We start from the raw sequence: 23,148 nt of genomic DNA, 5'->3' as shown, positions 1-23,148 counted from the left end.
GGACGCCAACCGATGGCACTTTACCCGACCCGCAGAAAGCGACAGTGCGACGAGCGACAGTGCGACGAGCGACGGCGCGACGAGCGACGCGGCGTCGCGGCGGTTGAGTTTGCGATTGTTGCGCCCCTATTCTTTCTGATGGTGCTTGGCTGCATCGAGATCGGCCGAGCTTTGATGGTCCAACAGGTTTTGATCAGCGCCTCCCGTGTCGGGGCGCGCGAGGCGACGACGCTCAATGGCACAAGCAGCGACGCGACTTCCGCGGCAGTTAGCTATGCTTCGGGCGCGTCGGTGCCGGGCGTCACCGCGACGGTCTCCCCCGATCCTGGGTCCGCAAAAGCCGGTGAACTCATCACCATGACGCTCTCTGTCGACTTCTTGTCCGTCAGCTGGAGCCCGACTCCGTGGTTCTTAGGCGGGCAAACGCTGACCGCGACCTCGGTGATGCGAAAGGAAGGGTTCGATTAACGTCGCTTGGACCACCCTGTCCGAATTAGCTAAACGCGCAGCTCTTCGGCCGGTGGCTGCCTATCGGCGTAGCGCTGGCGGATCGGCGTGACAACCTCGGCGAGGAACTCGTCGACTTGTTGCGGCGCCCGGCCGACTAGCTGCGACGGGTCGGCGATCTCGTTGAGGTCGACCGCGGCGAAGTCGGCGTCGCCCCGTAGGCGCTCCAGCAAGTCGTTGGCGCCCCCCTGCCCTTTCACCACGGCGCCGGCCTCCTGGCTGTGCTGCCGGATCTTCTCGTGGAGGTCCTGGCGGTCGCCGCCCGCTTTGACCGCCTCCATCAGCACGTTCTCGGTGATCATGAACGGCAGTTCCTCGCGCAGGTTCTTGCCGACCACCTCGGGGTAGACGACCAGCCCCCGGGCGACGTTCTCGTAGATGACGAGGATCGCGTCGACGCCCAAAAACGCCTGCGGGAGCGATAGCCGGCGGTTGGCCGAGTCGTCGAGCGTCCGTTCCATCCACTGGGTGGCGTGGGTCGCGGCGCCGTTCTGGGCGAGGCTCATGACGAAGCGGGCGATGCCGCCGATCCGCTCGCTGCGCATCGGGTTCCGCTTGTAGGGCATCGCCGACGAGCCGATCTGGTGCTGCTCGAACGGCTCCTCAATCTCTTTCCGCATCGCGAGGATCCGCAGGTCGGTGGTCGCCTTGTGCGCGCTTGCCGCGACGCCCGACAGGCAGTCGAGCACTTGGGCGTCGATCTTCCGGGGGTAGGTCTGGCCGGTGACGGCGTACGAGGCGTCGAAGCCCATCTTGGCCGCGACGCGTTTCTCGAGCTCGCGGCACTTGGCTTGGTCGCCCTCGAACAGTTCGAGGAAGCTCGCCTGCGTGCCGGTCGTCCCCTTCGTGCTACGCGCCTTGAGCGACGCGATGCGGTGCTCAACTTCCGCCAGATCGAGCGCCAGGTCGTAGCACCAGAGTGTCGCGCGCTTGCCGACGGTGGTCGGCTGGGCCGGCTGGAGGTGGGTGAAGCCGAGCGTCGGCAGGTCGCGGTATTTCTCGGCGAAGTCACCGAGGGCGTCGATCACGGTCGCCAAGCGGCTGGCGATGAGCTCGAGCGACTCGCGGACGATGATCAGGTCGGCGTTATCGACTACGAAGTTGCTGGTGGCGCCGAGGTGGATGATCCCCTTCGCGCCGGGGCAGGCGTCGCCGTACGTGTGGACGTGGGCCATCACGTCGTGGCGGAGCTTCTTTTCGTACGCCGCTGCCGCGTCGTGGTCGATGTCGTCGACCTTCGCGCGGAGTTCTTTGATTTGGGCGTCGGTGATCGGCAGGCCGAGCTCGGCCTCCGCCTCGGCGAGCGCCACCCAGAGCCGTCGCCAGGTGGAGAACTTTTTCTGGGCGCCCCAGAGCGTCGCCATCGTACGCGAGGCGTAGCGGCTGATTAGCGGGTTTTCGTAGACGTCGTTGGGCATGCAGGTGAGTTGTGGAAGGGGGATGTTGGGGATGAAGGGGGATCAGGGGATGGCGGTTGGTTGCGCCGGGCCCAAGCGGGTTGTTACTTTCGCGTCGGGTGTAAATGCGAGTTCGTAACGTTCAAAGTTGGGTAGCGGGCGCGTTGCCGCGTGGTATTCAACGACAAGACGCCATCCCCCCATCTCCTTCAATGCGATTTACAAACCTCTCGCCGATCGAAGCACCCCGACGGCTTGCGTCATTGGCTCGACATCCACTCATCTCCTACATGTTCGTGAGGTCGTCCTCGCTGCGACTGCCGACCAACGCGTCGAGCGCCTCGCCAACCGCCGCGGCGTGCTCTTTCGGGTGGTTCTTCTGCAGGTAGACGCGGCACGCCCGATGGGCGACCGGCAGCTGTTGGAACAGCTGGTCGTCGGTCAGCGGATAGATCTTGCCGGTCGAGGGCTTGAACTGGAAGTTCTGACCCGCCGTCGCCGCGAGGGCGTCGGGCCGGTAGATGTGTCGCGGCAAGTCGATCTGCATCGGCAGGTCCTCCATCCCGCCGGGCAGCCGGTTGCGGATGGCGTGCTCCAGCAGCGAGGCGTCGCTGAACAGGCTCGACTGTTCCGACTCGCCCGGCTTGTAGGTGACGTTGCGGTCTTCGACCGCGATCCAGTCGACCTGTCGCTCGAGCAAACGATCCCACCGCATGCCGAGCTCGCGCTGGCGTTGGTCGTCGGCCGAACTCCACCGCGACACGTCGATCAACAGCGACCACTCGGTGAACTGCCGGTAGGCGGCGAGATTGTCGCGCGGGTCGCCGGGGAAGAGCAACTCGCGGCTGTCGCGGAACAGGCCCTCGAGCGTCTTGTCGATCGCTCGCACGGTGCGGTGGAAGTAGACGGCCCGGAAGAGCTCACTCTTGGTCTGGATAAACTTCACCAGGGCGGCGACCCCCTTCTGATGGATCGTCAGGCCGCGTTCGCTGAAAAAGCTGTACCGGAGCAGTCGCTCCAAGTCGTACGCGTGCGTGCTGTAGCCGGTCATGTAGGCGTCACGCAGCACGAAATCGAGGTTGTCGACCGTGTAGAGCCCGCAGAAGAGGCTCCGCAGCAGAACGAGCCATCGCGGCCAGTTGTTCGCGTCGTTGGCGGTCGGCCGCTGGATGAGCATCGCGACGTGCTCGGGGTCGATCGCCTCGCCGTCGGCCATCCGCCCGGCGGGGCACTCGCGGACGCCCCGCAGCAGGTCGGCCAGTTCCTCGCGCACGATGTGGGCGCCGAGCGTCTCGTGCGTCAGGCCGTAGTGCGGCTTGAGAAAGTGGGCGTCAAAGAAGTGTCCGAAGGGGCCGTGCCCCACGTCGTGCAGCAGGGCCGCCATCCGGCAGAGGCAATCGACCGCGTGGCGGCTGGGGACGTCGCCCCCGCAAACCTCGTGCAGGCTCTCGTAGAGCACGTCGGTGACGCGGCTCGCCATGTGCATGGCGCCCACCACGTGCTGGAACCGGGTGTGTTCGGCCGACGGATAGACCCACCAAGCGGTCTGAAGCTGGTGGATCTGCCGAAGGCGCTGCAGCCAGGGGTGGTCGAGCAGCGTCCGTTCGCTCGTCTCCCCGTCCGGGACGACCGAGACGAACGGCACGTAGCCGTGCACCGGGTCGTGGACGAGGCTCTCGCGGGTGAAGTCCTTCATCCCCGCGATTTTCACCGACTTTCAGCGGGAGGCCAAGCCGCCGGCAGCAGTGAGCCAAGCCGCCGGCAGCAGGGAACCACGCCGCTGGCAGCTGAGAGCGAAGCCGCGGGGAAAGCGATACACCGCGGAGTTCGCGGAGGACGCTGAGAAAACCGCCCTAGGATCAGCGGAGCTCTTAATAAAGGCGGTGTCCCCTTGGTAGTGGCGTTAAGACGCCGACGAAGTGAATCCCTCCGCGTCCTCGGCGAACTCCGCGGTAAAACAACAACGGACGAGGTCTCCCTAGCGGCAGTCGACCGCGCAGAACCAGGTGCGGACGCGGACGTCGCCCAGCACGTGGTAGAAAGCCCACGGAATGGCGGTCGCGGCGGCGGCGGCGCTGAGCTTCGTCACCCAGTCTGCCACCGCCGGATCGACCCCCAACCAGAGGCGGTAGCCGATCCCGATCATCCCCGCCACGACGAGGCTCGGCAGGATCACCATGTTGATGGTTCCGGTCGCGGCGGCGAGCTGCCGACAGCTGCGCCAGGCCGACACGACCCGTCGCGGCAGCGTCATACCGAGATAGGCGGCGCCGCCGCCCAGGCCGAGGAAGTACACCACGTCGCTAAACTCGCCGGTCTTGCTGTGCCACAACGTCGTGGCGTGCAGACAGCAGAGCGCCGCGACGAACCAAGCGAGCGCCGCCGTCGCCCGCACGAGCGGGGGGGCGGCCAACGACGACTTGGATCGGTGCGTCTTTCGCGAGTGCTTTTGGTGGGTGGTTTTTCGGGAGGCGGCGAGCGGCGACGGTTTGGACATCATCGAGTCCTCGGTAGCACAGAGAGCGGATAGTCGTGACGGTTACGTCGATCACAGCGGCCGCGTCGACACAATCGCCAACGGAATGCGGGCCGGCGGCGCGACGAGGTTTGACCCCCGCCCCCAGCGGCCGAGAATGTCTTGTTGCTCCTCCCGTTAAAGGCCTTCGCGCCGGGATCGCAGGGCCCCACGGCCCCTTAACCCTCAAAGCTATGGCCTATCTAAAACGTACTGCGCGTTCGGGCCCGAGGCCGATCGACTCTCAAAAAATCGTAAGGCGGCTGAATCGGTGCAGCGTCCCCCTGCTGGAGGCGCCCCTGCTGGGAGTCGTCGTAGCGATGACGGCGTCCCTCGCTTCCGCCGCCACCCTGCAGCTGAACGATGGCCGGATCCTCACCGGCAAGCTCGGCGAGACCGCCGGCGTCGCCGAGGACCCGCTCGTCCCCGGTTCGTCGGCCGGGCAGATCCGCACGACGCCCCTCCTCGTTATCGAGGACGGCCTCCGTCGCACCTATGTGCACAAGACCGCTGTCCGCGAGGTGCTCGACGAGGGCGACACCGACGGCGTCCGGATCCGCGTTTGGCAGAACGACGCCAAACGGGGAGCGTCGCTCGGGGTCATCGGCGCGGCGTCGCGGATCACCCCCTTCGACGATTACGGCCGCCGCATCATCGAGCTGCCCAGCGACAAGGGCGCGATCACCGTCATCCAGGGCGTCACCGAGGTGACCCCCGTCTATACCCGCGTCCAAGGCCTCCGCGCCGACCCGCGGAGCTTTCTTTGGGACATGCGGCTGGCGACCAGCAGCCTGCCGCGCGAAACCCTCGACCACATCCTCGCCCACGCCATCCCCCGCGAGGATTTCGACAAACGGATGCAGGTGGTGCGGCTCTACCTGCAGGCGGAGCGCTACCGCGACGCGGCCCACGAGCTCGAAGCGATCCGCAACGACTTCAAAGGCCGGGCCGGCGTTGTCGACGCCGACATCGACGACAACCTCCGCCGCCTCCGTGAGCTCGCGTCGCGTACGTTGCTGGACGAGATCGAGCTCCGCCAGACGTCCGGACAGCATCACCTGGCGCGGACCCTGCTCGAACGATTCCCGGCCGACGGCGTCGCCGGCGACACGCTGCAGCGCGTCCGTGAGTTGCTCGACGAGGACCAGCTCGCGACCGACCAACGGGCCGACCTGCTCGACCGACTCGACGCCACCGCCGGCCGTCTCGCCGAGCCGGCCGCCCAAAAGGTCGCCGAGCGGATCGCAACCGAGATCCGGGCGCGGCTCAGCCCCGCCACCGACGACCGCCTCACCGCGTTCCGTCAGCTCGCGACGGGCGACGCGCTGGGCGCCGAAGAATTGGCCGCCGTCGCGATCAGCGGCTGGCTGCTCGGCTCGAATAATTCGGTCGATTCGCTGCCGACGGCGCTGTCGCTGGTGCGGATCCGCGATAACGTCCGGCGCTATCTTGCTGAGAGCGATCCCAAACAGCGTGAGTCGGCCTATCTGGCGATCCGCGACGCCGATGGCGCCGAGGTCCCCAAGCTCGCCGAGCTCATCGCCCGCATGGAGCCGCCACTGCCGCTCGTCGATCCGCCGCCACCGGTCGCCGAGACGAGCCTACAGAACGAGGCCCCCGCGCCCCCTGCCGACGGCGAACCCGGTACGACGCCCGGCTTCTTCGAGCGGAATGTCCAGGTCGGCGAACGGAGCGTGCGTTGGGTTGTGCAGCTGCCGCCCGAGTACGACCCGCTGCGGAGCTATCCCACGATCCTGACCCTCGCTGACCTCGGTGTCGCGGCCGAAGCCCAGGTCGACTTCTGGGCCGGCGGCGTCCGCCCGGGCGTCGGCCGTGTCGGCCAAGCGACGCGCCACGGCTACGTCGTGGTGGCCGTCGATTGGTTCCAGCGCGACCAACTCCGTTATGGCTACACGGCCGAAGAACACGCCGCGGTGTTGGTCGCCCTCCGCGACGCGATGCGGCGCGTCGCGATCGACTCCGACCGGGTCTATGTCACCGGCCACGGCGCCGGCGCCGACTTGGCATGGGACCTGGCGCTGGCGCACCCCGACGTCTGGGCGGGCGTCCTGCCGTTCCTCGGCGTCGCGGATGTCGACAGCTACTTTGGCTGGTACTGGAAGAACGCCCAGTTCGTTCCGTGGCGGATCGTGATGGGCGAACTCGACAACAATAAGATCGCCCGCAGCGAGCGCGAGCTCGACCGTTACCTCCGCCCGCGCTTCGACACAACCGTTGTCGAGTACCGCGGCCGCGGCTACGACCCGCTGTCGGACGACATCCAGATGGCCTTCGACTGGATGGGCCGTAAACGCCGCGGCGCGGCGCCCGAAGAGTTCGAATGCTCCACGATGCGGCCGTGGGACAACTACTTCTGGTGGGTCGAGGCGGAAGGCCTCCCCGAGAAGTCGATGGTCGCCCCCGCACAATGGCCCCCCGAGCGGGGCGTCCGCGCCACCTCGATCCGCGGCCGTAAGTTCAGCGGCAACAAACTCGGCGTCTTCGCCGCCGCCGAACGGATCACGGTCTGGCTCTCGCCGGAGCTCGTCAACTTCGACGAACCGATCGAGATCGAACACAACGGCAAACGCCTCGTCCCCCGTGGCGACCGGATCGATCCCGACGTGCGGACGTTGCTCGAAGACGCCCGTACCCGCGCCGACCGCAAGCGGCCCTACTGGGCCAAAGTCGCGACGCCGTAAGCGCTCTACCCCCCTCCCTTTCAGGGAGGGGCCGGGGGAGGGTGAGCGTTCTCCGTTACGACAGAACTTTCTAGAGCGGTGCCTGGCATCGGGACGAATCGACTTCGCCGAACACAACTCCGATCGACGTCGCTGACCCTCCCCTAGCCCCTCCCTAGAAGGGAAGGGGATAAGATGGAGGGCTCGGCGTCAGCGCGAGTTCCGCGCCACCGAGACCGCGGCGCTATCGGTGCCGGGCGCCTTGCTCAGCAGGACGCCGCTCACGACCCAGCCGTCGCCTTCGCTGCGGACGCTGCGTGCCGAGGGGCCGAAGTAGCGCCGGGCCAACTCGAACGACGGGAGCCGCTGGCCGTTGATCTTCTGCTCACGCAGTTCGCCCACTTCCCGCTCCTCTTCGGTCGTCATCATTCGGTTCAGCAGCCGGCCGAAGAAAGTCTGGGCGCTCGGCATCTTCCCTTCACGGACCAACTCGTAGGTCGGACGGAAGGCCTCGTCGTTGCGGGTGAACGTCCAGACGCAGCGCTCGCCGGGGGCGATGTCGGCCAGGGCGCCGATCGTGGCCCGCATGTCGGGGCTCGCCGAGAGCGTTTCGCCCGTCGAGACGCCAAACAGCGCCTGGCGGAGGAAGTCGGCGTCCGACCCGATCGCTAGCCGGCCCTTGTGCAGGCAGACCGCAGCGCGGCGCAGGACCCGCTCTTCGCGTTCGCCACGGGCCGTCCCGACCGGCTCGCCAAGCGGCACGAGCGGGTCGAGGTCGTCGTGCGCGAGCGCCTCGTCCTCGGGGACCATCTCCCAGTAGGGAACGCCGTCGAGTTCTTTCCGCTCCGCGCCATCGCTCTTCAGCCAGCGGTCGATCGGCTCGCGGAGGGCGGCCTCGTTGTCGACGTCGATCACGAACAAGTAACGCTCGCACTCCGGCGTGATCGGCAGCGTGTAGTCGGTCATCACCACGGCGCGCGTGCCGAGGTGCGGGATGACGTCCTTCTTGACGTCAATCTTCGGCCCGTACGGGTCCTTCTCGAGGCCGGCCAGGATGTTGTGGAACGCCCCCTCGTAGCCGTTGAGGGCGTCGAAGGTCGTGGGGAGGTGCTCGAAGACGTTCGCCACGTCGATGTGGACCGTCTTGTAAGTCGCGACCTGGCGCGGCGCCCACATCTCGACCGGCGGGTTCTCAGCCGACAACCGCTCGACGCCGTTAGGGAGCTCGAGCATCCGCATGCCGAGGTCGTACTTCTGGGCCGCCGGCTTGTTAGCGGAGCCGTGCTTGGGCGGGGCGTAGATGAACGTGTGGTGGACGAAGTCCCGCTCGGGCGTCGTCGCGACACTCACCAAGCCGCCTACGCCGGTAATGGCGTCGAAGCCTTGCTCGGCCAGGATCGTCAGCGTCCCCTTCTTGTCGGGGAGGTCACCCGGCGCGGGGGGCTCGCGCGTCGCCGCTTCGTACTCGAAGGGCGAGACGTACCAAGCGATGCTGGTCGTCGTGCGGCCGGCCGCCTTGCGCGCCCGGGCCTGGGTCTGCTGGAACGAGTCAACGTCGGCGAGCACTCGACCGACCTTTTCGCCGCGGACCCGCGCGAGCAGGTCGACGGCGAGTTGCTCGCCCTCGGCGGCGCCGAGGCGGCCCGCTTGATGGAAGACCGCGGCGGTCCGGGTCGGCAGTTTCGCCTTCTTGTCCTCGGGTAGCTGATAGATCGTCACGTCGCCCGACTGACTCTTGGCGGCGCCCCGCTCGACGAGCCGCTTGTCGATCTTGGAGAGCAACGCCTTGGCCTCGGCTTCACGCCCGGTGACGTCGATGAGCGCGACCACCCGGCCGGGCTGCTTCTTGCTCGTCGATTTCACGACGCCGATCGCCGCTTCGCCGGTGGCGGCGGCGCGGAAGTCTTCGATGGTCACGCCGAGCCGCTGTTCCAGCGCGCCGAACTGGTTGTTCAGGCGTCGCTGGACCTGATCGACGAACGGCCGCATCGTCGGGTCGTCGGCGAGCCGACCGACCTGGGTCCGCGACCAGCGGTCGGCGAGGTCAACGGCGTTGTCGGCGGCGACGAAGCCAACGGTCTCCGCCGGGAACGCCTGGGACGCATTGGGGGCGGCGTCGGCAGCCGGCGCAAACGCCAGGAGCAGGCCGGCGAAGACAACAGAAGTAACTCGGCGGAGCAAAACAACTGGCATGTGAGCGGCAACTCCGGGGGGAGAGGCGTCGGGGCCTAGGAAGGACGTGTCTAATCGCTGAATGAAAGCCAAGGGGCTCCCTCTGTATCGGACAGGTCCGCTAGCGTCGTGCGGTGGCAAAGCGCGGTCTTCGCCGCCTGTCGGCATTTCGGCGACCGCTTCGGCCGGCTTTGCCGTGGGATACGACCGCGTCGCCCCCGACGGCTAGGCAAAGTTTACCGCCCCGCCGGCCCCCTGGCGAAGGGGCAAGCCGACCGCGTCGCCCCACTTAGCCAAGCACTTCGCGGCGGCGGGAGACATAGTCCCACACGACATACCGGTCTAAATCACGCCCGGCGGTGAAAAAGACCCGCCCCCGTGTCGATTCCGCCAGCCGGTAGGCGAAGCGGACATCCTCCTCGGTCTGTGACCAACTGGGCAGCAGAAAGAGGTTGATGGTGATCCCTTCGCGGGCGCAGAGCATCCCCTCGCGGAGGGTCGCCGCCTCGGTCCGCGGGTCGGGCGGGTACAAGAGATAGAGGACCTCCCCCTCGAAGTGGGCGGTCGGCAGGCCGTCCGTGATTAGCACGATCTGCCGGTTGGGCGTGTCCTGGACCGACAACTGCCGCCGGGCGATCGAGAGCCCGTGCTGCAGGTTCGTGAAGTGGGGCGGCACCATCGACTCGGAGATGTCGTCGCGGCTCATGTCGGCCCGCAACTGCACCACCGGATTGGTGATCGTCACCGGCTTGGGCATCAGGTTCAGCAGCTTGCCCGCCTCGACCGGTTTGCCGAACGAGTAGCACTCGACAAACGACAAGAAGTCCCCTGGATACTCGCTCCGCAACAGCCCCTGCAGCGTCAACGCCATCCGTTTGACATTGATGTACTGCCCGTCGTAGCGCATCGAGCCCGACATATCCATGACCACCGACGTGGCCGCCTTCGGCGTGTTGCGGGTCTCGTGGATGACGATGTCGTCGCTGCGGAGGCGGAAGCCTCTCGGCGAGCCGGCGACGCGAGTCGTCGGAACGGCGTGGTCGTTCCCTCCCCCGACTGACGCCGGGGGCTCACCGGCGCCTGCGTGGGCGTTGCTGCGCTGTGACTCGGCCGCTTCGCGCAGCAGCGCGTTGGTGAACGTGCTCACGACGTCCATGTTGGCGACCGAGTCGCCGAACTCGTACGGCCGGGTGCGCTGCGTCTCGACGGCGCCTTCCCCGGTCAGGTCCGCCTGGTGACGGCCGGTGCGGCTCGCCTCGAGATCGCTGAACAGGCGCTGCAGAAGTTTCCCTTGGAAGACGCGGTGCGCCTTGGGCGTCAACTTGAAAGCGCCCCCCTGCTTCGACTGTTCGAGGCCTTGCCGCTCGGCGACCTCGCGCAGGTAGTCCTGTACCTGCTGCTGCATTGCCGACAGCTGGTCGACGTCGCCCGGCTCGGCGAACTCGCTCAGCATCTCCATGTCGATGAGGCCAATCTGGGCCGTCTTCGCCGCTTCCTCGAGCTGCTTGAGCAACTCGTCGATTTTCTCGAGCTCCTCCTTAACCTCCAGCGCCTGCGGCACGGTCATCGCTTCGGCGCCGGTGAACGCGTACTTGGCGATCAGCTCCTCGACCTCGTACTTGTCGCTCATCCGATCGAGCAGCTGCACCAGCTGCCGCGCGAAGGGCGAGCTGTCGTCCCCCGTGGCGTACCACAGCCGCTCGAGGTCGCGGAGCTGCTCGGTCTTGATCGCTTGGCGGAAGCGGTCGGCGAACTGCTTGGGCGGCTTCACCTCGCTCGCGGCGCCGTGCAGCGCCTTGTGGGCGCGCTTGCGGGCTTTGCGGGTCTCGTATCGTTCGAGGATCTTGCGCTTGCGTTCCTCGAGCATCGCCCGCAACGCGTCGATCGAGGGCCCCAGCCCGGCGATCTGCGACGGGTCGAGCCGGATCGCCCGCGCCAGTTCTTCCTCGGTGAGCTCGCGCCGCTCGCCGAACATCAGGGCGTGCTCAAACGCGGCCGACACCATGTCGGGCCCCTCGCCGGCGTCCCGCGCCGAGGGGAACTTCACCGGGTCGTACTTTTGGTACGTATGGATGACGCCGCCGAGCGTGTCGCGATTGGCCATACCGTTCCGGGAAGTGACAGGCAGGGAGCCGACTTCTACTACCTGAACAGTAGGCGCTGCCCGCGCGAAAGCCATCCCCCGCGGGGATTGTCCGCGGGGAGTCGCCCCCTGCCATAACGTCTCGAGGCGGTTACCAGCTGTCGCCGAGGCTCGTCAGCAAGCGGGGAGTCGGCCCGAATTGGGTCAGCGTGATCCGCGACGAAAGCCGCGTCGAAGGGGGGTCTTGCTCGACCATCAAGTCGATCAGCAGCGGGTCGTCGGACCTTCCGACCCGCAACGAGAAGCCGCCGGACGGCAGAGCGGCGTCGCCGGGGCTGGCCAGGGATTCTTCCTCCTCGAGCCGGAAGGCGAGCCAGGCGCCGAGGGGACTCGGGGAGCTGACCCGCGGCTTGCCGATCACCTCGCTCCACCAGGGCGCCCTGCGTAACGCCGCGCCCGATACGGGCTCGGCGATGACGAAGTCCGCGAGCGACACCCTAGTCAGCGGGCCGTTCAGCGGACGAGCTTCCCCCGCAGGCAGAAGCTGGCGCGGGGACTTTGCTAGCGTCGGCGTAGCGACAATCAACGAGCAGACAACCGCCATTGTGGCGGTCCAAACGGGAGAGGCGGGCATATCGGCGGGGTCCCGACCTGGGGAAGGTCGGGGTGGCGGAGGTGGGAGGGAAACGTGGCCGCCTGTGCCTAGGTGTTTTGACCTATTGGCTCGGAGAAATCAACGCGCACCGGAGGAATTCTATGATGGATCACTCACCCGCCCATCGCCGCCAGCGTCGCCTCGTCGACCTCAAAATTGGCGGCCGCCTTCTGGACGTCGTCGTGGTCGTCGAGGGCTTCCATCAGGCGGATCGCCTTTTGGGCGTCGTCGCCCGAGAGCGTCACGGTGTCGTTCGGGAGGTACCCCAGCGACTGGCTTTCGGCGGTCAGGCCCTCGGCCGCTTCAACCGTCGCGCACAGGTCGTTGAACGCCTCGACCGGGCAGGTGACCTGGAACACGTCGCCCTGCAGCGACACGTCGTCGGCGCCCGCCTCGAGGACGATTTCCATGAGCGACTCCTCGTCGGTCTGGTCGGCGGGAATCGTGAGGATCCCCTTGCGGGAGAACATCCACGCTGCGCAGCCGGTGGCGCCGAGCTTGCCGCCCCCCTTCTCGAAGATCTTGCGGATCTCGGGGGCGGTGCGGTTGCGGTTATCGGTGAGGATCTCAACCATCACCATAACGCCCGAGGGGCCTTGCCCTTCGTAGACGATCTCTTCGTAGTTGTCGCCTCCCGCCTCGCCGGCCCCCTTGGCGATGGCGCGCTCGATGTTGTCCTTGGGCATCGAGATCGCTTTGGCGTCGTTGATCGCGTAGCGGAGCTTGATGTTGGTGTCGGGGTCGGAGCCCCCCATCTTGGCGGCCACGATGATCGCCCGGCTCAGCTTGCTCCACACCTTCCCGCGTTTGGCGTCGATGGCGGCTTTCTTGTGCGCGATGTTAGCCCAGTGGGAGTGTCCGGCCATGACGAGGGGTAGGGGGTTAGGTTGCTAGCGAGTCGGGGGCAAGCCGGCGGGCGTTGGCGCCCTGTGCTCCGGCGAATCGGTTAGTTTCTCTGGCCAGACCGCCCCCCGCAAGGCATCACGGCGCCAACGAAAGAGGCCCCGGCACGCCCGGGAGGGGGCATGCCGGGGCCAGCGGCTCGTCGTCGGCTATCGAAGTGTCGTCAATCTAGTTGCGAAGCATCACGGCTGGGGACTCACTCCTCGTCGTTCGACTTGCTGCTCGCTTCGCCAGAATTGTCGCCGTAGGCGCCCTGGCGCATCTGCTCTTTCGAGGGGGCCTCGGGGCGGTCACTCGCCCGCTGATCCTGCGAATCGCTCGGCTGGGGGATCGGCGGCGGGGTCAACTGCTGCGACCGGTTCGCGACCCGGTCCTGCTCATTAGCCGACTGGTCGCTCCCCTCGCGCGAAGCCGCCGACTCGGGCGCCGCGGGCGCCGGCTCGTAACTCGGCTGCGAATCCGACGAGTTCGACGAACTCACGGCGACAACCGTCACCAGACGCATCCGGCCGTCGATGCACATCCACTCCTTCGTGCCAACCGCGCCCTGCTGGCTCGTTTGGCCGTAGCGGGGCTGCTGGTATTGCACGGGCTGAGCGCCGTATTGGCTGTTCGCCGTGCCCTGTTCCTGCCACGCCGCTTGCTGCTGTCCGTTGTAGGACTGGTTGGCGCCCGACTGCGAACCCGATGTGTCGTACCCGCCGTCGTAAACCGCCGGCGTCGCGCCGCGGTATCCGGTGGTGTAGCGGTAGGGACGCCACTCGCCGTTTTGACGAACCATCCAAGCATTGGTCGGCGTCCGGTACCACCAAGCGCCATCCCGCTCGACGAAGCGCCACGAGGCGTTCAGTTGATCTTGCGACACGTTCCCGAACGATTGGTCGCCCGCGTCGCTGGTGACGCGATTGTCCTCTGCGTTGCGAGAATCCTCGTCACGGTCCGTGTTGTTCGATGCGTCTTCGTTATCGGAGTTGCTCTTCGTCGACGCCTCTTGAGCCTGCGACTCGACGGAATCCGAGGCGCCCTGCGCCTCGTTTTGAGCGTTGTCGGACGCCTCTTGGACGTTCCTATCCGCGGCCTCCGCCACGTCTGCCGACTGCTCCTCGGCGTTCGACTTTAGGTCCGAAGACGCTTCCGTCGCCCTATCAGCAGCGTCACTAGCGGCGTTGCTGGCGTTGTCCGCCGACTGCTGCGCGGCGTCGGTTGAACGGTTGAGAGCGTCGTTCGCCTGGTTAATCTCACCGGCTGGTTTCGGGCTAGAGGTTAGCTGGGCGAGCGTCGGTGAGGCGAGCATCATCGCCAACGCCATACTGAGGCCAATGGTCATTCTCATCTCTGAAGTCTCCTTCGGTCGGGGACGGCTGGCCGGAACGGTTCCAATCCGTTCGGACGGCTGGCAGCCTGGTTGGTATTCGGGCGGGCCGACGTGGTCCTGCGTCGTCGGCGCCGTGAGCCCCCCCACAGAAGCAAACCGTGCGCCATGCCCCGGGTCTGGTAGCATGTCGGGAAGCCGTCCCGCATCCAGAGCCTCACCCCTGCATCCAGAGCCTCACGGAGTCGCCATGCCAACGCGCTGCTGTATTGCCGCGTGGCTGCTGACTGCAGCCAACCTGCTGATCGTGTCAGTCGCTCGCGCCGAGTCGGATGACATCACGGTCACGATTCCCCCCGAGCCGCCCGGTGGAACGGCCTACCAGCGGGTCAAGCAATTGCTGCCGCCGCACGTAGGCTGCGCGGTGATGGTCCTCGGCCGTGACGCGGACGGTAAAGAAGTCGCGTTCAAGCAAGGCTTCGGAGTCCGCCAGCTGGCGGAGCGTGGCGAATCGGACCCCCTCCCTATGACGCCGGCCACCAACTTCCGCGTCTCGAGTTTCACCAAGGTGGTCACCGCTGCGGCAGTGTTGAAGCTCGCCGACCAGGGCGCCCTCAACCTGACCGACTCGGTCCTCGAATGGCTCCCGGGCCTTCCCGAAGCCTACCGGCCGGTCACGGTGCGCTCGATGCTCGACCACACGTCGGGCCTCCCGGCCTACCACTCTCTCATCAACCAAAACCAGAACCCTGACGCGTCCGACCTCAACGTGCTGCGGGCCGTCGCCCGCTCGCGGCGATCCCCGCTACCGAGTCAGGGGCAGACGATCTACTCCAACACCGCCTACGTGCTGCTCGGCCTGGTCGTGCAACAGGCGAGCGGCCGCCCCTTCGCCGATTACTTACAGGACGAGGTGCTCGTGCCCGCCGGGATGACCGAGAGCGTCCTGTTCGTCGAAGGGCTGAACCAAATCCCCCACCGCGCCTTCGGCCATCAACCGGGAGCGACGGCCAACGTCGCCCAGTCGCGGATGCGTCTCCAGCAGTTGATCGACTTGCGCGACCGACTCGCCCTGCAACAGCAGCAACCGAACGAGGCGTTGGAGCGACAGATCGTCTTGCTGCAGGCGCAAGTTGGGACCGTCGATGGGCCTCTCGCGTGGCACGAGGAGGACCAAGGCGCGTACACCCGGCTCGGCGGCGACGGCGCCCTCTACACGTCGCTCAACGATTTGCAGGCGTTGTTCGCGGCGATTGATGACCGACGGTTGCCGCTCTCCGACGAGGCGTACGACGATTGGCTCAAGCCGTGCGGGGCGCCGGCGCCCAACAATGACGGGTTTGGCGACAGCCAACGCGGGCGGCAGTTCACCTGTGGCTGGATGGTTGACGAACGACTCGGTGAGCCCCGCTACTCGCACCGCGGCGCCACGAAAGGCTTTCGGCAGACGATCCAGTGGATGCCCGAGAGCCGGCGCGCCGTCGTTGTGCTGATGAACAGCGTCCCGCCCGGTCCCGAAGGGCCCTTGACCTGGGACGACGCCCTGATCGAGGAGCTGGGCGAGCGCGTGATGCGCGAGGTGCTCGGTCTCGCCGATCCGGCCGAAGCCGACCTGGCTGAGAAGCTAGACGACTGAAGCATGGCGAATGAAGCATGGCGAATGAAGCATGGCGAATGAAGCATGGCGACTATGGCGCCGGCGCCCCGGCCGCCGCCTCTTCGGCGCGGCCGGCGGCCTGGAGGGCCGCGGTATGGGCGGCGCGGATCGCCTCGACCTGCCAGGGGCAGAGCGGGGCGCCGGCGTCGATCGCCCGGATCGCGTCGGCGAAGTGCTCGGCGGCCTCGGCATGGCGGCCCTCGGCGTCGGCGAGCGCGCCGAGCAAGGCGGGCGGGTCGGCCCACTCGGGCCGGAGTCGAGCGACCTGTCGCGCCAAACGGGCCGCTCGGGCGTGGTGGTCGGGGTTGGTGAGGTCGGACTCGCCGAGTGTCACCAACGCCGAGGGGTCTTCGGGCGATCGGTCGAGGACCCGCTCGAGCAGTTCAACCGCCCGGTCGTGATCCCCTGCCCCGCTATCCCCTGCCCCGTCGCGGGCAAGCAACGCAGCGGCGGTCCAGACCGACGCCAGCTCGAACCGCTCGTCATCGATGCCGGCCTCGGGGTCGGGCTTGGTCCACTTCTGCAGCGTCCGCTCCCCCTCGGTCACGGCTTTGTCGAACCGACCGGCGTAGAGGGCCTGGAACAGCGATCCTGTGGCGACGCCCCCATCGTCCGGTGCGAGGGCGACCGCCTCGTCGAACCAACGCTCGGCCCGGTCGTAGGCGGCTTCTTGAAGGGCTTCGTCTTTGAAATCCTGTCGGCTCGTCTCCCACGCCAGCTCGGCTCGCAGCCGGGCGGCGGCTATCGGCGCGGCGCCCCCCTTATCGATCCGTGGCAGGAGGTTCTCGGTCCCCCATTGAGCGAGTTCGTTCGCGGCGTGATCGGCGTCGCGGTCCTTGAGGTCAAACAACCAGTAGTTGAACTCCTCGACGATTTCGAGCGGATCGGCGCCCGCGTCGAGAGCCCTCTGGAGGGTCGAGCGGATGAAGAAGACCGCGTCGCCCGGGAGGCCGACGTCCACCGCGATCAGCGACGCCGCCCGGTCGAGTCCAGCGGCCAATTTCAGATTGGCGTCGGTCTCGACGGTGGACTCTACGGCGGATTTCGACTGCGCGATCCATTCGCTCGCCGCCCGGCGGAAAAGCGGGTCCTGCGCGGCCTTGAGAATCGAGTCGTAAACGCCGAACAGGCCGTCGAGGCGATCCGCGACCGCCGGCGCCTCGGCCAGCCAATCCCCCGGCCGATCGAGTTGTAGCGCGAGGTCGAGGCGGCGTTCGGTGAGGTCGGCGAGCGCCTCGTAACCTGCCCCCTGGTCGTCGTCGCTCTCGACGCCCAGCAAGGCGTCGCGTGCCGGGAGCCTCTCCAGCAGTCGCTGCGTCACTCGGCCCGAGAACCGCCACGCCTGCTCGGATTGGTCCGCTGCGCGACAGGCGTCAACCACCGCGATGGCGAGCCGCCAATCGTCGGGCCGACTCTTTGCGCGTTCTTCTAGCCGCTGGCGGGCGTGGTCGGCCTGGTTCACGTCGCGCATGGCGTCGAGGTAAATGCCGTACGGGCTCAGGTCGCCCTCGGCGCCACGGTCCCGTGCTTCGATCGCCCGCCAAGCGTGGTCGGCGGCGGCAAGCGCCTCGCCGAGTTGCCTCGCCAGCCGCGCCCGGAGCGTCAACAACTCGGGCGTCTCGCCGCCACGGCGGGCGAGCGCCTCGATCGCGACAGCGGCGCGGTCCGGCTCTTCCGCTTTGAGGTGCCATCCGGCGACGACTTCCCACCGCATGCCTCGTGAGTCGACCGACGCCGGCGTCGCGAGGACCAATTTCTGCATCTTCTCAAACGCGGCCGACGCCGCCTCGACCTCATCGGCCGACGCGTACAACTCGCCCGCATCCCGCCAGTAGCCCGCCAGGAGCCAGGGGGCGACTTGGCGGCTCTTGCCGGCTGTCTCGGCGAGTCGCTGAAAAAACTGAGCCCCGTACGCCGCCGACTCGACGGTGTCTTGCTTGTCCGCCGCAGCCGCCAGGCGTGACAACAACGCGACGTCATCGGCGCCGAAATCGGGGTCCTCACGGAGCAAGACCGCGGCATGGCGAACGGCCGCGTCGATGTCGAGGTCGGCGAGTAAGGCGACCGCCTGCCGATAATCGGCCAACCGGCCCGGGTCCCACCGGAGGGCGCTCAGCAGCCGATGGGCCGCCTCGGCCTCGTCCCCCGCAGTGAGGGCCTGCTGGGCGGACCGTGAAAGTTCGGCGGCGACCTCGGCGTCGGCTTGCGGGACCGGCTCGGCGCGGCGTCCCTCATCCGCGTTGAGCTCTCCCGCGTTGAGCTCTCCAGCGCAGAGCCCCGCCGCGCAGAGGATCAGACTCCCGGCGAGGCCGAGGGCCGACCAACGGCGCCAACCGGTCACTTCGGCTTGCGCTTGGCGGCCTTCTTGCCGGCGACCTTCTTCGCGCTGGTCTTGGACTTGGCGGTCTTGGCGGTCTTCTTCGTTGCCGCCACCTTCTTGGTCGCCGTCTTTTTCTTGCCCGTTGAGGTCGCGGGCTTCTTGGTCGGCGCCTTCTTCGTTGCCGCCTTCTTTGTCGCAGGTTTCTTGGGGGGATCGGCCTTCTTCTTGGTCGCTGCGTCGGTCTTCGCCGGAGCGGGTTTCTTGGCGGCCGATTCGGCGGCTGGCTTGCCCTTGGGCTCGCTCTTCTTTGGGGCGGAGTTCTTGGTTGGCTCGGCCTTCGCCGTCGTCGCCCCCTTCTTCTCAGCGGGCGGCGCCTTGGGCGATTCGGTCTTTTCCGCCGGCGCCTTCTTCGGAGCCGGGGCCTCTTCGACCTTGGGTCGTTTCGGCAGGCGGTCCTTGCACGAAGGGTCGAGCTCGGTCAGCACCTTCTTCGCCGTCGCTCCGTAGGGGTTGCGGCCGACTTCAAGCCCCATCTCGTGCAGCAGCTGCTGCGCCTCGACGCCTTTGCTCTTGGGGATCGCCCGCTCGAGCCCGGGCACCAGGGACTTTTTGGCCTCGGCTTCGGTGATGATGTCCATCACCTGCAGGGCGATCAGCGCGCCCGAATTGACCGCGATCGCGTGGCCCGCCAAGCCGTGCTGTGTGGCGTAGTTCACCACGAACGGCGTCACCCCGTCGAACTCGGTGATCGTCTTCACCGCCTGACCAAGGTTCTGCTTCTTGAACTCTTCCAGGTCGAACTTGTAGACCGTCTCGAAGATGCTCTGAAGCGTCCGCTTCAGGCGGTCGGCCGCGGGGGACGCGTCGGGAAGCGTCTTCATCCGTTCGGCGAGTTCGGTCCGCGAGCTGACCCGGACCTCGTTCCAATCGAAGTAGGCGCTTTCGAGCTCGTCGAACGCCTTGTTCGCGATATCGGGCGGCGAGTTCTCCAGCAGCGTAGCGAACAGGATCGTCTCAAACAGCGGACGCTGGACGGGCGGGGCTGGCTTGTAACGTTTCTTTAGGTCCGAGACGAGCTTCGTCAATCGGGAGGCGCGGTTCGAAGCGGCCATTTGCAGTCGTAAGTAGGCGTTCAGCGGGGCAGTTCAGGGGGCCGCGTTGTCGGTCGGCGCCGCGGCGGCGCTGGCGGGCGGCTGGGTCACAGCCTAATCACGGTCGGCGTCGGGGGAAGCATCGGCTTCCCCGTCACGCCCGTCCGGGCTGGTTCGTTCGGGGTCGCTGGCTTGTTCGGGGTCGCTGGCAAGTTCGGGTTCGCTGGGGGGAAGCACGTCGGCCAGCATCTTGGCGACGGCGATCGACTTCTTCACGCCGTCGTCCAGCTTGAACACCAGCTTCGGCGTGTAGCGAGAGTCGATGCGGTCGGCGATCTTACTCTGCAGGAACCCGGCGGAGCTCTCGAGCCCCTTGAGCGCCAGATTCTGCTTTACCTCGTTGCCCATGATCGAGACGTGCACCCGGGCGTTCCGCATGTCGGGCGACACCTCGACGCGGGTGACGGTGACATTCTCGATGCGGGGGTCGCGGAGGTCGGTCAGGATTGACATCCCAACCACTTCGCGGATCGCTTCGGCGGCTTTGAGGACGCGTCGGGAAGACATGGAACGGGGGTGGAGAGGCTTGGAGTGTCAGGTTGGGAGGTGCGGGCGACCATTGAGAACTGTACGCGGCGTCGTCTCTCGGGTCGCACGCCTACGCCTTAACTCTCTCATTCTTCGAAGCTGTGGGCTCAATCTTCGAAGCTGGGGCTCAATCTTCGAAGCTGCGGGTGACCTCGATCACCTTGTAGACTTCGAGCAGGTCGGCTTCCTTGATGTCGTTGAAGCCGGCCAGCTTGACACCGCACTCGTAGCCCTCCCGGACCTCCTTCACGTCGTCCTTCTCGCGGCGGAGTGTGTCGATGGCGTAGTCGCCGATGACGGTGTTTTCGCGGATGACACGGGCGCGGGCGTTTCGCTCGACGACCCCCTGCAGCACGCGGCAACCGGCGATCGCGCCGATACGGCTGATCTTGAAGACCATCTGCACCAGGACGCGGCCGAGATCGACCTCACGCTGCTCGGGCCGAAGCATGCCTTCCAAGGCGAGCTTCAGGTCATCCGCCACCTTGTAGATGATGCCGTAGCGACGGATCTCGACGCCGAGCTGGTCGGCCTTCGCGCGGGCCTTGTCGTCGGGGACGACATTGAACGCGATGATCACCGCCTCCGAGGCGTCGGCCAACAAGACGTCGCCTTCGGTCACGCCGCCGACGCTCTTCTGCAAGATGCGGAGCCGGACCTCGGGGTGCTCGAGCTTGGTGAGCTCTTTCTCGAGCGCCTCGATCGAGCCACGGACGTCCGCCCGCAGGATCAAGTTGAGCGTCTGGATATCGCCCACGCCGTCGAGACGGTCGAACAGATTCTCGAGCGTCGCGGCCTGGAAGCCGGTCGAACCGAGGAACTCGGCCCGCTCGGCATGGGCGCGGGTGTCCGCGATCTCGCGGGCCGCGGCGATGTCGTCGATGACGTACAGCGGCTCGCCGGCCGACGGGGCGCGGTTCAGACCGGTCAGGTTGACCGGCACGCTGGGGCCCGCTTCGAGCAAACGGCGGCTCGGGCGGAGCGGGTCGGTCATCGCCTTGACCTTGCCGTACGCCTCGCCACAAACCACGGTGTCGCCGACTCGCAGGGTCCCCTTCTGCACGAGGACCTTGGTGACGACACCCTTGTCGGCGTCTTGCTGGCTCTCGAGACACGAGCCGATCGCCGGCCGATCGGGGTTCGCCTTGAACTCGTTCAGCTCGGCGACGGTGAGGATCGTTTCGAGCAGTTCTTCAAGGCCTTCGCCCGTCGTGGCGCTCGTCTTCACGACCTCGACCTCACCGCCCCACTCGCTGGGAAGCAAGTCGTTGGCGGCCAAGTCCTGCAGGGCGCGGGTCGGATCGACGCCGGGGAGGTCGATCTTGTTGAGCGCGACGATGATCGGCACGTCGGCCGCCTTCGCGTGGCTGATCGCTTCCTCGGTCTGCGGCATGACGCCGTCGTCGGCCGCGACGACCAGCACGACGATGTCTGTCACGCCGGCGCCGCGGGCCCGCATCTCGGTGAACGCTTCGTGGCCCGGTGTATCGACGAACGAGATCGGCCGGCCGTCGTTCTCGATCTGGTAGGCGCGGATGTGCTGCGTGATGCCGCCGTCCTCGCCGCTGGCGACGTCGATGCCGATCAGCTTGTCGATGAGCGACGTCTTACCGTGGTCGACGTGGCCGAGGAACGTGACGACCGGGGCGCGGGGCTTCAGCGAGGCCTCGTCGTCCTCCAACTCGTCCATCGCCGTGAGGAGTTTGTCCTCGAGCGTCTCGGCCTGGACGAAGTCGATATCGACGCCCAGGTCGCCGGCGACCAGCTCCGTCAGCTCGGGGTCCATGACCGCGTTGATGTTGGTCATGACCCCCTCCTCCATGAGGATGCGGAGGATCGCGACCGCGGGCACGCCGGCGGCTTCCGAGAGGTCCTTGACCGTGCAGGGGAGCTGAATCGAGATCCGATCCTTACGCGGCGCGGCGGTGTTGACGCCGGACTTGCGTCGTCGGCCGAGCATCCGCCGGGGGCGGAAGTTCGCACGGCCGCCGCCACGGTTCCGCGTCAGCTGACGCTGCTCGCGGCCGCCCAGCATCGGGACGCTGGAATCGGCGGCGGCGCCGCCGCGTCGGCCACGCGTCTTGCTCTCGGCCTCTTCCTTCTCTTTGAGCTTGGCGGCCTCGAGGGTCCGTTCGGCCCGTTTGAGCTGGTGAGCCAGGGGCTTCGAGCCGCCGCCGAGCACGTCGGAAGGCAGCTTCATGTCCGGCTTCTGCGTGGGCGTCTCGTCCTTGGCCTTCGCCTTGGGCGCCTCGCGCCGCTGGGTCTGGGCGGGGATCGCCGCGAGCTTGACCACCGGCCGCGGCCTGGAGCCGTCACCCGGGCGCTTCTTCGCGGCGCCCTGCCCGCTGTCTTGCCCGGCGCCAATCACCGGCATCTTGCCGCTGCCGCCGCGGCCGCCGCCCATCATCCGTGCGAGCGGACCGGGCTGCGCCAACTCGGCTTTCCGCTCTTCGGCTTCGGCCTGCGCCTCGGCCTTGGCTTCCGCTTTCGCCGTGTCAGCGGTTGCTTCGGCCGCTTCGGCCGCTTCAGCGGCGGCGCTGTCGTCGGCGACCGGGGCGTCGGAGGTCGCGGCGATCGGGGTCTCCGCGGGAGCCTCGACCTGCGAGGCATCGTCCTCCGCTTCGGGGGCGTCGTCCGCGGGCGTCACGACATCGAGCGGCCGCGACTCGGCGGCTTCGCTTCCGTCGCGCCGCAAGGCCGAACGCCCCGCCTTGGGGGCCTGGATGTTGCGGATCTTCCCGTCACGGCCGTCGCCTGTCGGTCGCTTCATGACCGGGGCCGCCGGAGCCGCCGGAGCGGTCGCCGTCGTGGCGCCGCCACCCGAGCCGCCGGTGAGGTACTCCTTGACTCTAGCGACCTCGTCGTCGCTCAAGCTGGCCAGGGCCGAGCCCTTACCGGTGACGCCGGCGCGCGTGCAGACATCGACCAGCTCTTTGCTGTCGACGTCCAGTTCCTTCGCGAGTGCGTAAATGCGGACCGCCAAAGTCTCTTTACCTCGTTAAATCCGTCGTTCAAAACCGTCTCTATAGCGTGCCCGATGGCGTCCTGGCGTGAGGCCAGGGGTCGCCTTGCGGGCCCGATAGTCGGCAGAATTCGGGCCAGCGGGCCTTCGACAAGGCGGGGCGCTAGCGGGACGGTTCGCGCCGCTCGGTCACAGCCACCCTCTCTTCTACTAAGGACGCCCTTCTTTACGAGGGACGCCCTTTGCTACGAGGGACGCTATGAGGAGCGTTTTCCGAACGAGGATCACGAGACCATTCCGCACGC

15 protein-coding genes are annotated in these 23,148 nt (G+C 67.2%); 3 read left to right on the top strand and 12 right to left on the bottom strand.

All coding sequences use genetic code 11. The features are described from left to right. The first annotated feature begins 12 nt into the window (after positions 1-12). Positions 13-468, top strand: a complete 456-nt coding sequence (locus Pla108_RS00330) for a TadE/TadG family type IV pilus assembly protein (RefSeq protein WP_146441363.1) — start codon at positions 13-15, stop codon at positions 466-468. A 29-nt stretch (positions 469-497) separates the two neighbouring features. Here the strand turns inward: Pla108_RS00330 and purB are convergent, their stop codons facing one another. The 3 genes from purB to Pla108_RS00315 form a co-directional block, all read right to left on the bottom strand. Further along, positions 498-1,925: an adenylosuccinate lyase gene (purB, locus tag Pla108_RS00325; RefSeq protein ID WP_146441361.1), complete on the bottom strand. Its 1,428-nt coding sequence runs from the start codon at positions 1,923-1,925 to the stop codon at positions 498-500. Positions 1,926-2,190: 265 nt separating this feature from the next. Further along, positions 2,191-3,600 carry an HD domain-containing protein gene (locus tag Pla108_RS00320; protein WP_146441358.1) on the bottom strand — a complete coding sequence of 470 codons (1,410 nt, stop codon included), beginning with the start codon at positions 3,598-3,600 and terminating at the stop codon, positions 2,191-2,193. A 282-nt stretch (positions 3,601-3,882) separates the two neighbouring features. Continuing rightward, on the bottom strand, positions 3,883-4,401 hold the full coding sequence (locus Pla108_RS00315) for a hypothetical protein (protein WP_146441356.1): 519 nt from the start codon (positions 4,399-4,401) through the stop codon (positions 3,883-3,885). Between the two features lie 338 nt (positions 4,402-4,739). Between Pla108_RS00315 and Pla108_RS00310 the strand changes: the two genes are divergently transcribed. After that, positions 4,740-7,121 (top strand): peptidase, encoded by a 2,382-nt coding sequence (locus Pla108_RS00310; protein ID WP_146441354.1) that lies wholly within the window; start codon positions 4,740-4,742, stop codon positions 7,119-7,121. Between the two features lie 189 nt (positions 7,122-7,310). Here the strand turns inward: Pla108_RS00310 and Pla108_RS00305 are convergent, their stop codons facing one another. From Pla108_RS00305 to Pla108_RS00285, 5 genes are all read right to left on the bottom strand, one after another. Next, positions 7,311-9,293, bottom strand: a complete 1,983-nt coding sequence (locus Pla108_RS00305; protein WP_146441351.1) for a hypothetical protein — start codon at positions 9,291-9,293, stop codon at positions 7,311-7,313. Between the two features lie 268 nt (positions 9,294-9,561). Continuing rightward, the gene (locus Pla108_RS00300) at positions 9,562-11,376 is read right to left on the bottom strand and encodes a hypothetical protein (protein ID WP_146441348.1); all 1,815 of its coding nucleotides are present in this window, start codon (positions 11,374-11,376) and stop codon (positions 9,562-9,564) included. Between the two features lie 130 nt (positions 11,377-11,506). Continuing rightward, positions 11,507-11,989: a hypothetical protein gene (locus tag Pla108_RS00295; protein WP_146441346.1), complete on the bottom strand. Its 483-nt coding sequence runs from the start codon at positions 11,987-11,989 to the stop codon at positions 11,507-11,509. Positions 11,990-12,123: 134 nt separating this feature from the next. Beyond that, positions 12,124-12,876 (bottom strand): YebC/PmpR family DNA-binding transcriptional regulator, encoded by a 753-nt coding sequence (locus tag Pla108_RS00290; protein WP_146441343.1) that lies wholly within the window; start codon positions 12,874-12,876, stop codon positions 12,124-12,126. A gap of 233 nt (positions 12,877-13,109) precedes the next feature. After that, a complete protein-coding gene (locus Pla108_RS00285) occupies positions 13,110-14,246 on the bottom strand; it encodes a hypothetical protein (protein ID WP_146441341.1) in 1,137 nt (378 codons plus the stop codon). Between the two features lie 229 nt (positions 14,247-14,475). On the opposite strand from Pla108_RS00285, the gene Pla108_RS00280 reads away from it, so the two are divergent. Beyond that, positions 14,476-15,861, top strand: coding sequence for a serine hydrolase domain-containing protein (locus Pla108_RS00280; RefSeq protein ID WP_197526101.1), 1,386 nt, complete (start codon positions 14,476-14,478; stop codon positions 15,859-15,861). 52 nt (positions 15,862-15,913) lie between these two features. On the opposite strand, the gene Pla108_RS00275 is transcribed toward Pla108_RS00280, so the two are convergent. From Pla108_RS00275 to infB, 4 genes are all read right to left on the bottom strand, one after another. Further along, a complete protein-coding gene (locus Pla108_RS00275; RefSeq protein WP_146441336.1) occupies positions 15,914-18,223 on the bottom strand; it encodes a tetratricopeptide repeat protein in 2,310 nt (769 codons plus the stop codon). Then, entirely contained in the window at positions 18,220-19,314 is a 1,095-nt protein-coding gene (locus Pla108_RS00270) for a hypothetical protein (RefSeq protein WP_146441333.1), read from the bottom strand. The genes Pla108_RS00275 and Pla108_RS00270 overlap by 4 nt, the downstream gene beginning before the upstream one ends. A 93-nt stretch (positions 19,315-19,407) precedes the next feature. Further along, on the bottom strand, positions 19,408-19,860 hold the full coding sequence (gene rbfA, locus Pla108_RS00265) for a 30S ribosome-binding factor RbfA (protein WP_146441330.1): 453 nt from the start codon (positions 19,858-19,860) through the stop codon (positions 19,408-19,410). Positions 19,861-20,008: 148 nt separating this feature from the next. After that, complete coding sequence (infB, locus tag Pla108_RS00260) at positions 20,009-22,864, bottom strand: translation initiation factor IF-2 (RefSeq protein WP_146441327.1); 2,856 nt, start codon at positions 22,862-22,864, stop codon at positions 20,009-20,011. Positions 22,865-23,148 lie beyond the last annotated feature (284 nt).

The sequence above is a fragment of the Botrimarina colliarenosi genome, from assembly GCF_007859955.1.
Lineage (GTDB): Bacteria > Planctomycetota > Planctomycetia > Pirellulales > Lacipirellulaceae > Botrimarina > Botrimarina colliarenosi.
Note: the sequence above shows the minus strand (reverse complement) of the source record. Positions and strands in the feature narration are given on the sequence as shown.

What these genes read in the sequence shown, in the direction of transcription:
- Pla108_RS00330 (WP_146441363.1), top strand. Translation starts at nt 13, where the DNA reads ATGGCACTTTACCCGACCCGCAGAAAGCGACAGTGCGACGAGCGACAG.
- purB (WP_146441361.1), bottom strand. Translation starts at nt 1,925, where the DNA reads ATGCCCAACGACGTCTACGAAAACCCGCTAATCAGCCGCTACGCCTCG.
- Pla108_RS00320 (WP_146441358.1), bottom strand. Translation starts at nt 3,600, where the DNA reads ATGAAGGACTTCACCCGCGAGAGCCTCGTCCACGACCCGGTGCACGGC.
- Pla108_RS00315 (WP_146441356.1), bottom strand. Translation starts at nt 4,401, where the DNA reads ATGTCCAAACCGTCGCCGCTCGCCGCCTCCCGAAAAACCACCCACCAA.
- Pla108_RS00310 (WP_146441354.1), top strand. Translation starts at nt 4,740, where the DNA reads ATGACGGCGTCCCTCGCTTCCGCCGCCACCCTGCAGCTGAACGATGGC.
- Pla108_RS00305 (WP_146441351.1), bottom strand. Translation starts at nt 9,293, where the DNA reads ATGCCAGTTGTTTTGCTCCGCCGAGTTACTTCTGTTGTCTTCGCCGGC.
- Pla108_RS00300 (WP_146441348.1), bottom strand. Translation starts at nt 11,376, where the DNA reads ATGGCCAATCGCGACACGCTCGGCGGCGTCATCCATACGTACCAAAAG.
- Pla108_RS00295 (WP_146441346.1), bottom strand. Translation starts at nt 11,989, where the DNA reads ATGCCCGCCTCTCCCGTTTGGACCGCCACAATGGCGGTTGTCTGCTCG.
- Pla108_RS00290 (WP_146441343.1), bottom strand. Translation starts at nt 12,876, where the DNA reads ATGGCCGGACACTCCCACTGGGCTAACATCGCGCACAAGAAAGCCGCC.
- Pla108_RS00285 (WP_146441341.1), bottom strand. Translation starts at nt 14,246, where the DNA reads ATGAGAATGACCATTGGCCTCAGTATGGCGTTGGCGATGATGCTCGCC.
- Pla108_RS00280 (WP_197526101.1), top strand. Translation starts at nt 14,476, where the DNA reads ATGCCAACGCGCTGCTGTATTGCCGCGTGGCTGCTGACTGCAGCCAAC.
- Pla108_RS00270 (WP_146441333.1), bottom strand. Translation starts at nt 19,314, where the DNA reads ATGGCCGCTTCGAACCGCGCCTCCCGATTGACGAAGCTCGTCTCGGAC.
- rbfA (WP_146441330.1), bottom strand. Translation starts at nt 19,860, where the DNA reads ATGTCTTCCCGACGCGTCCTCAAAGCCGCCGAAGCGATCCGCGAAGTG.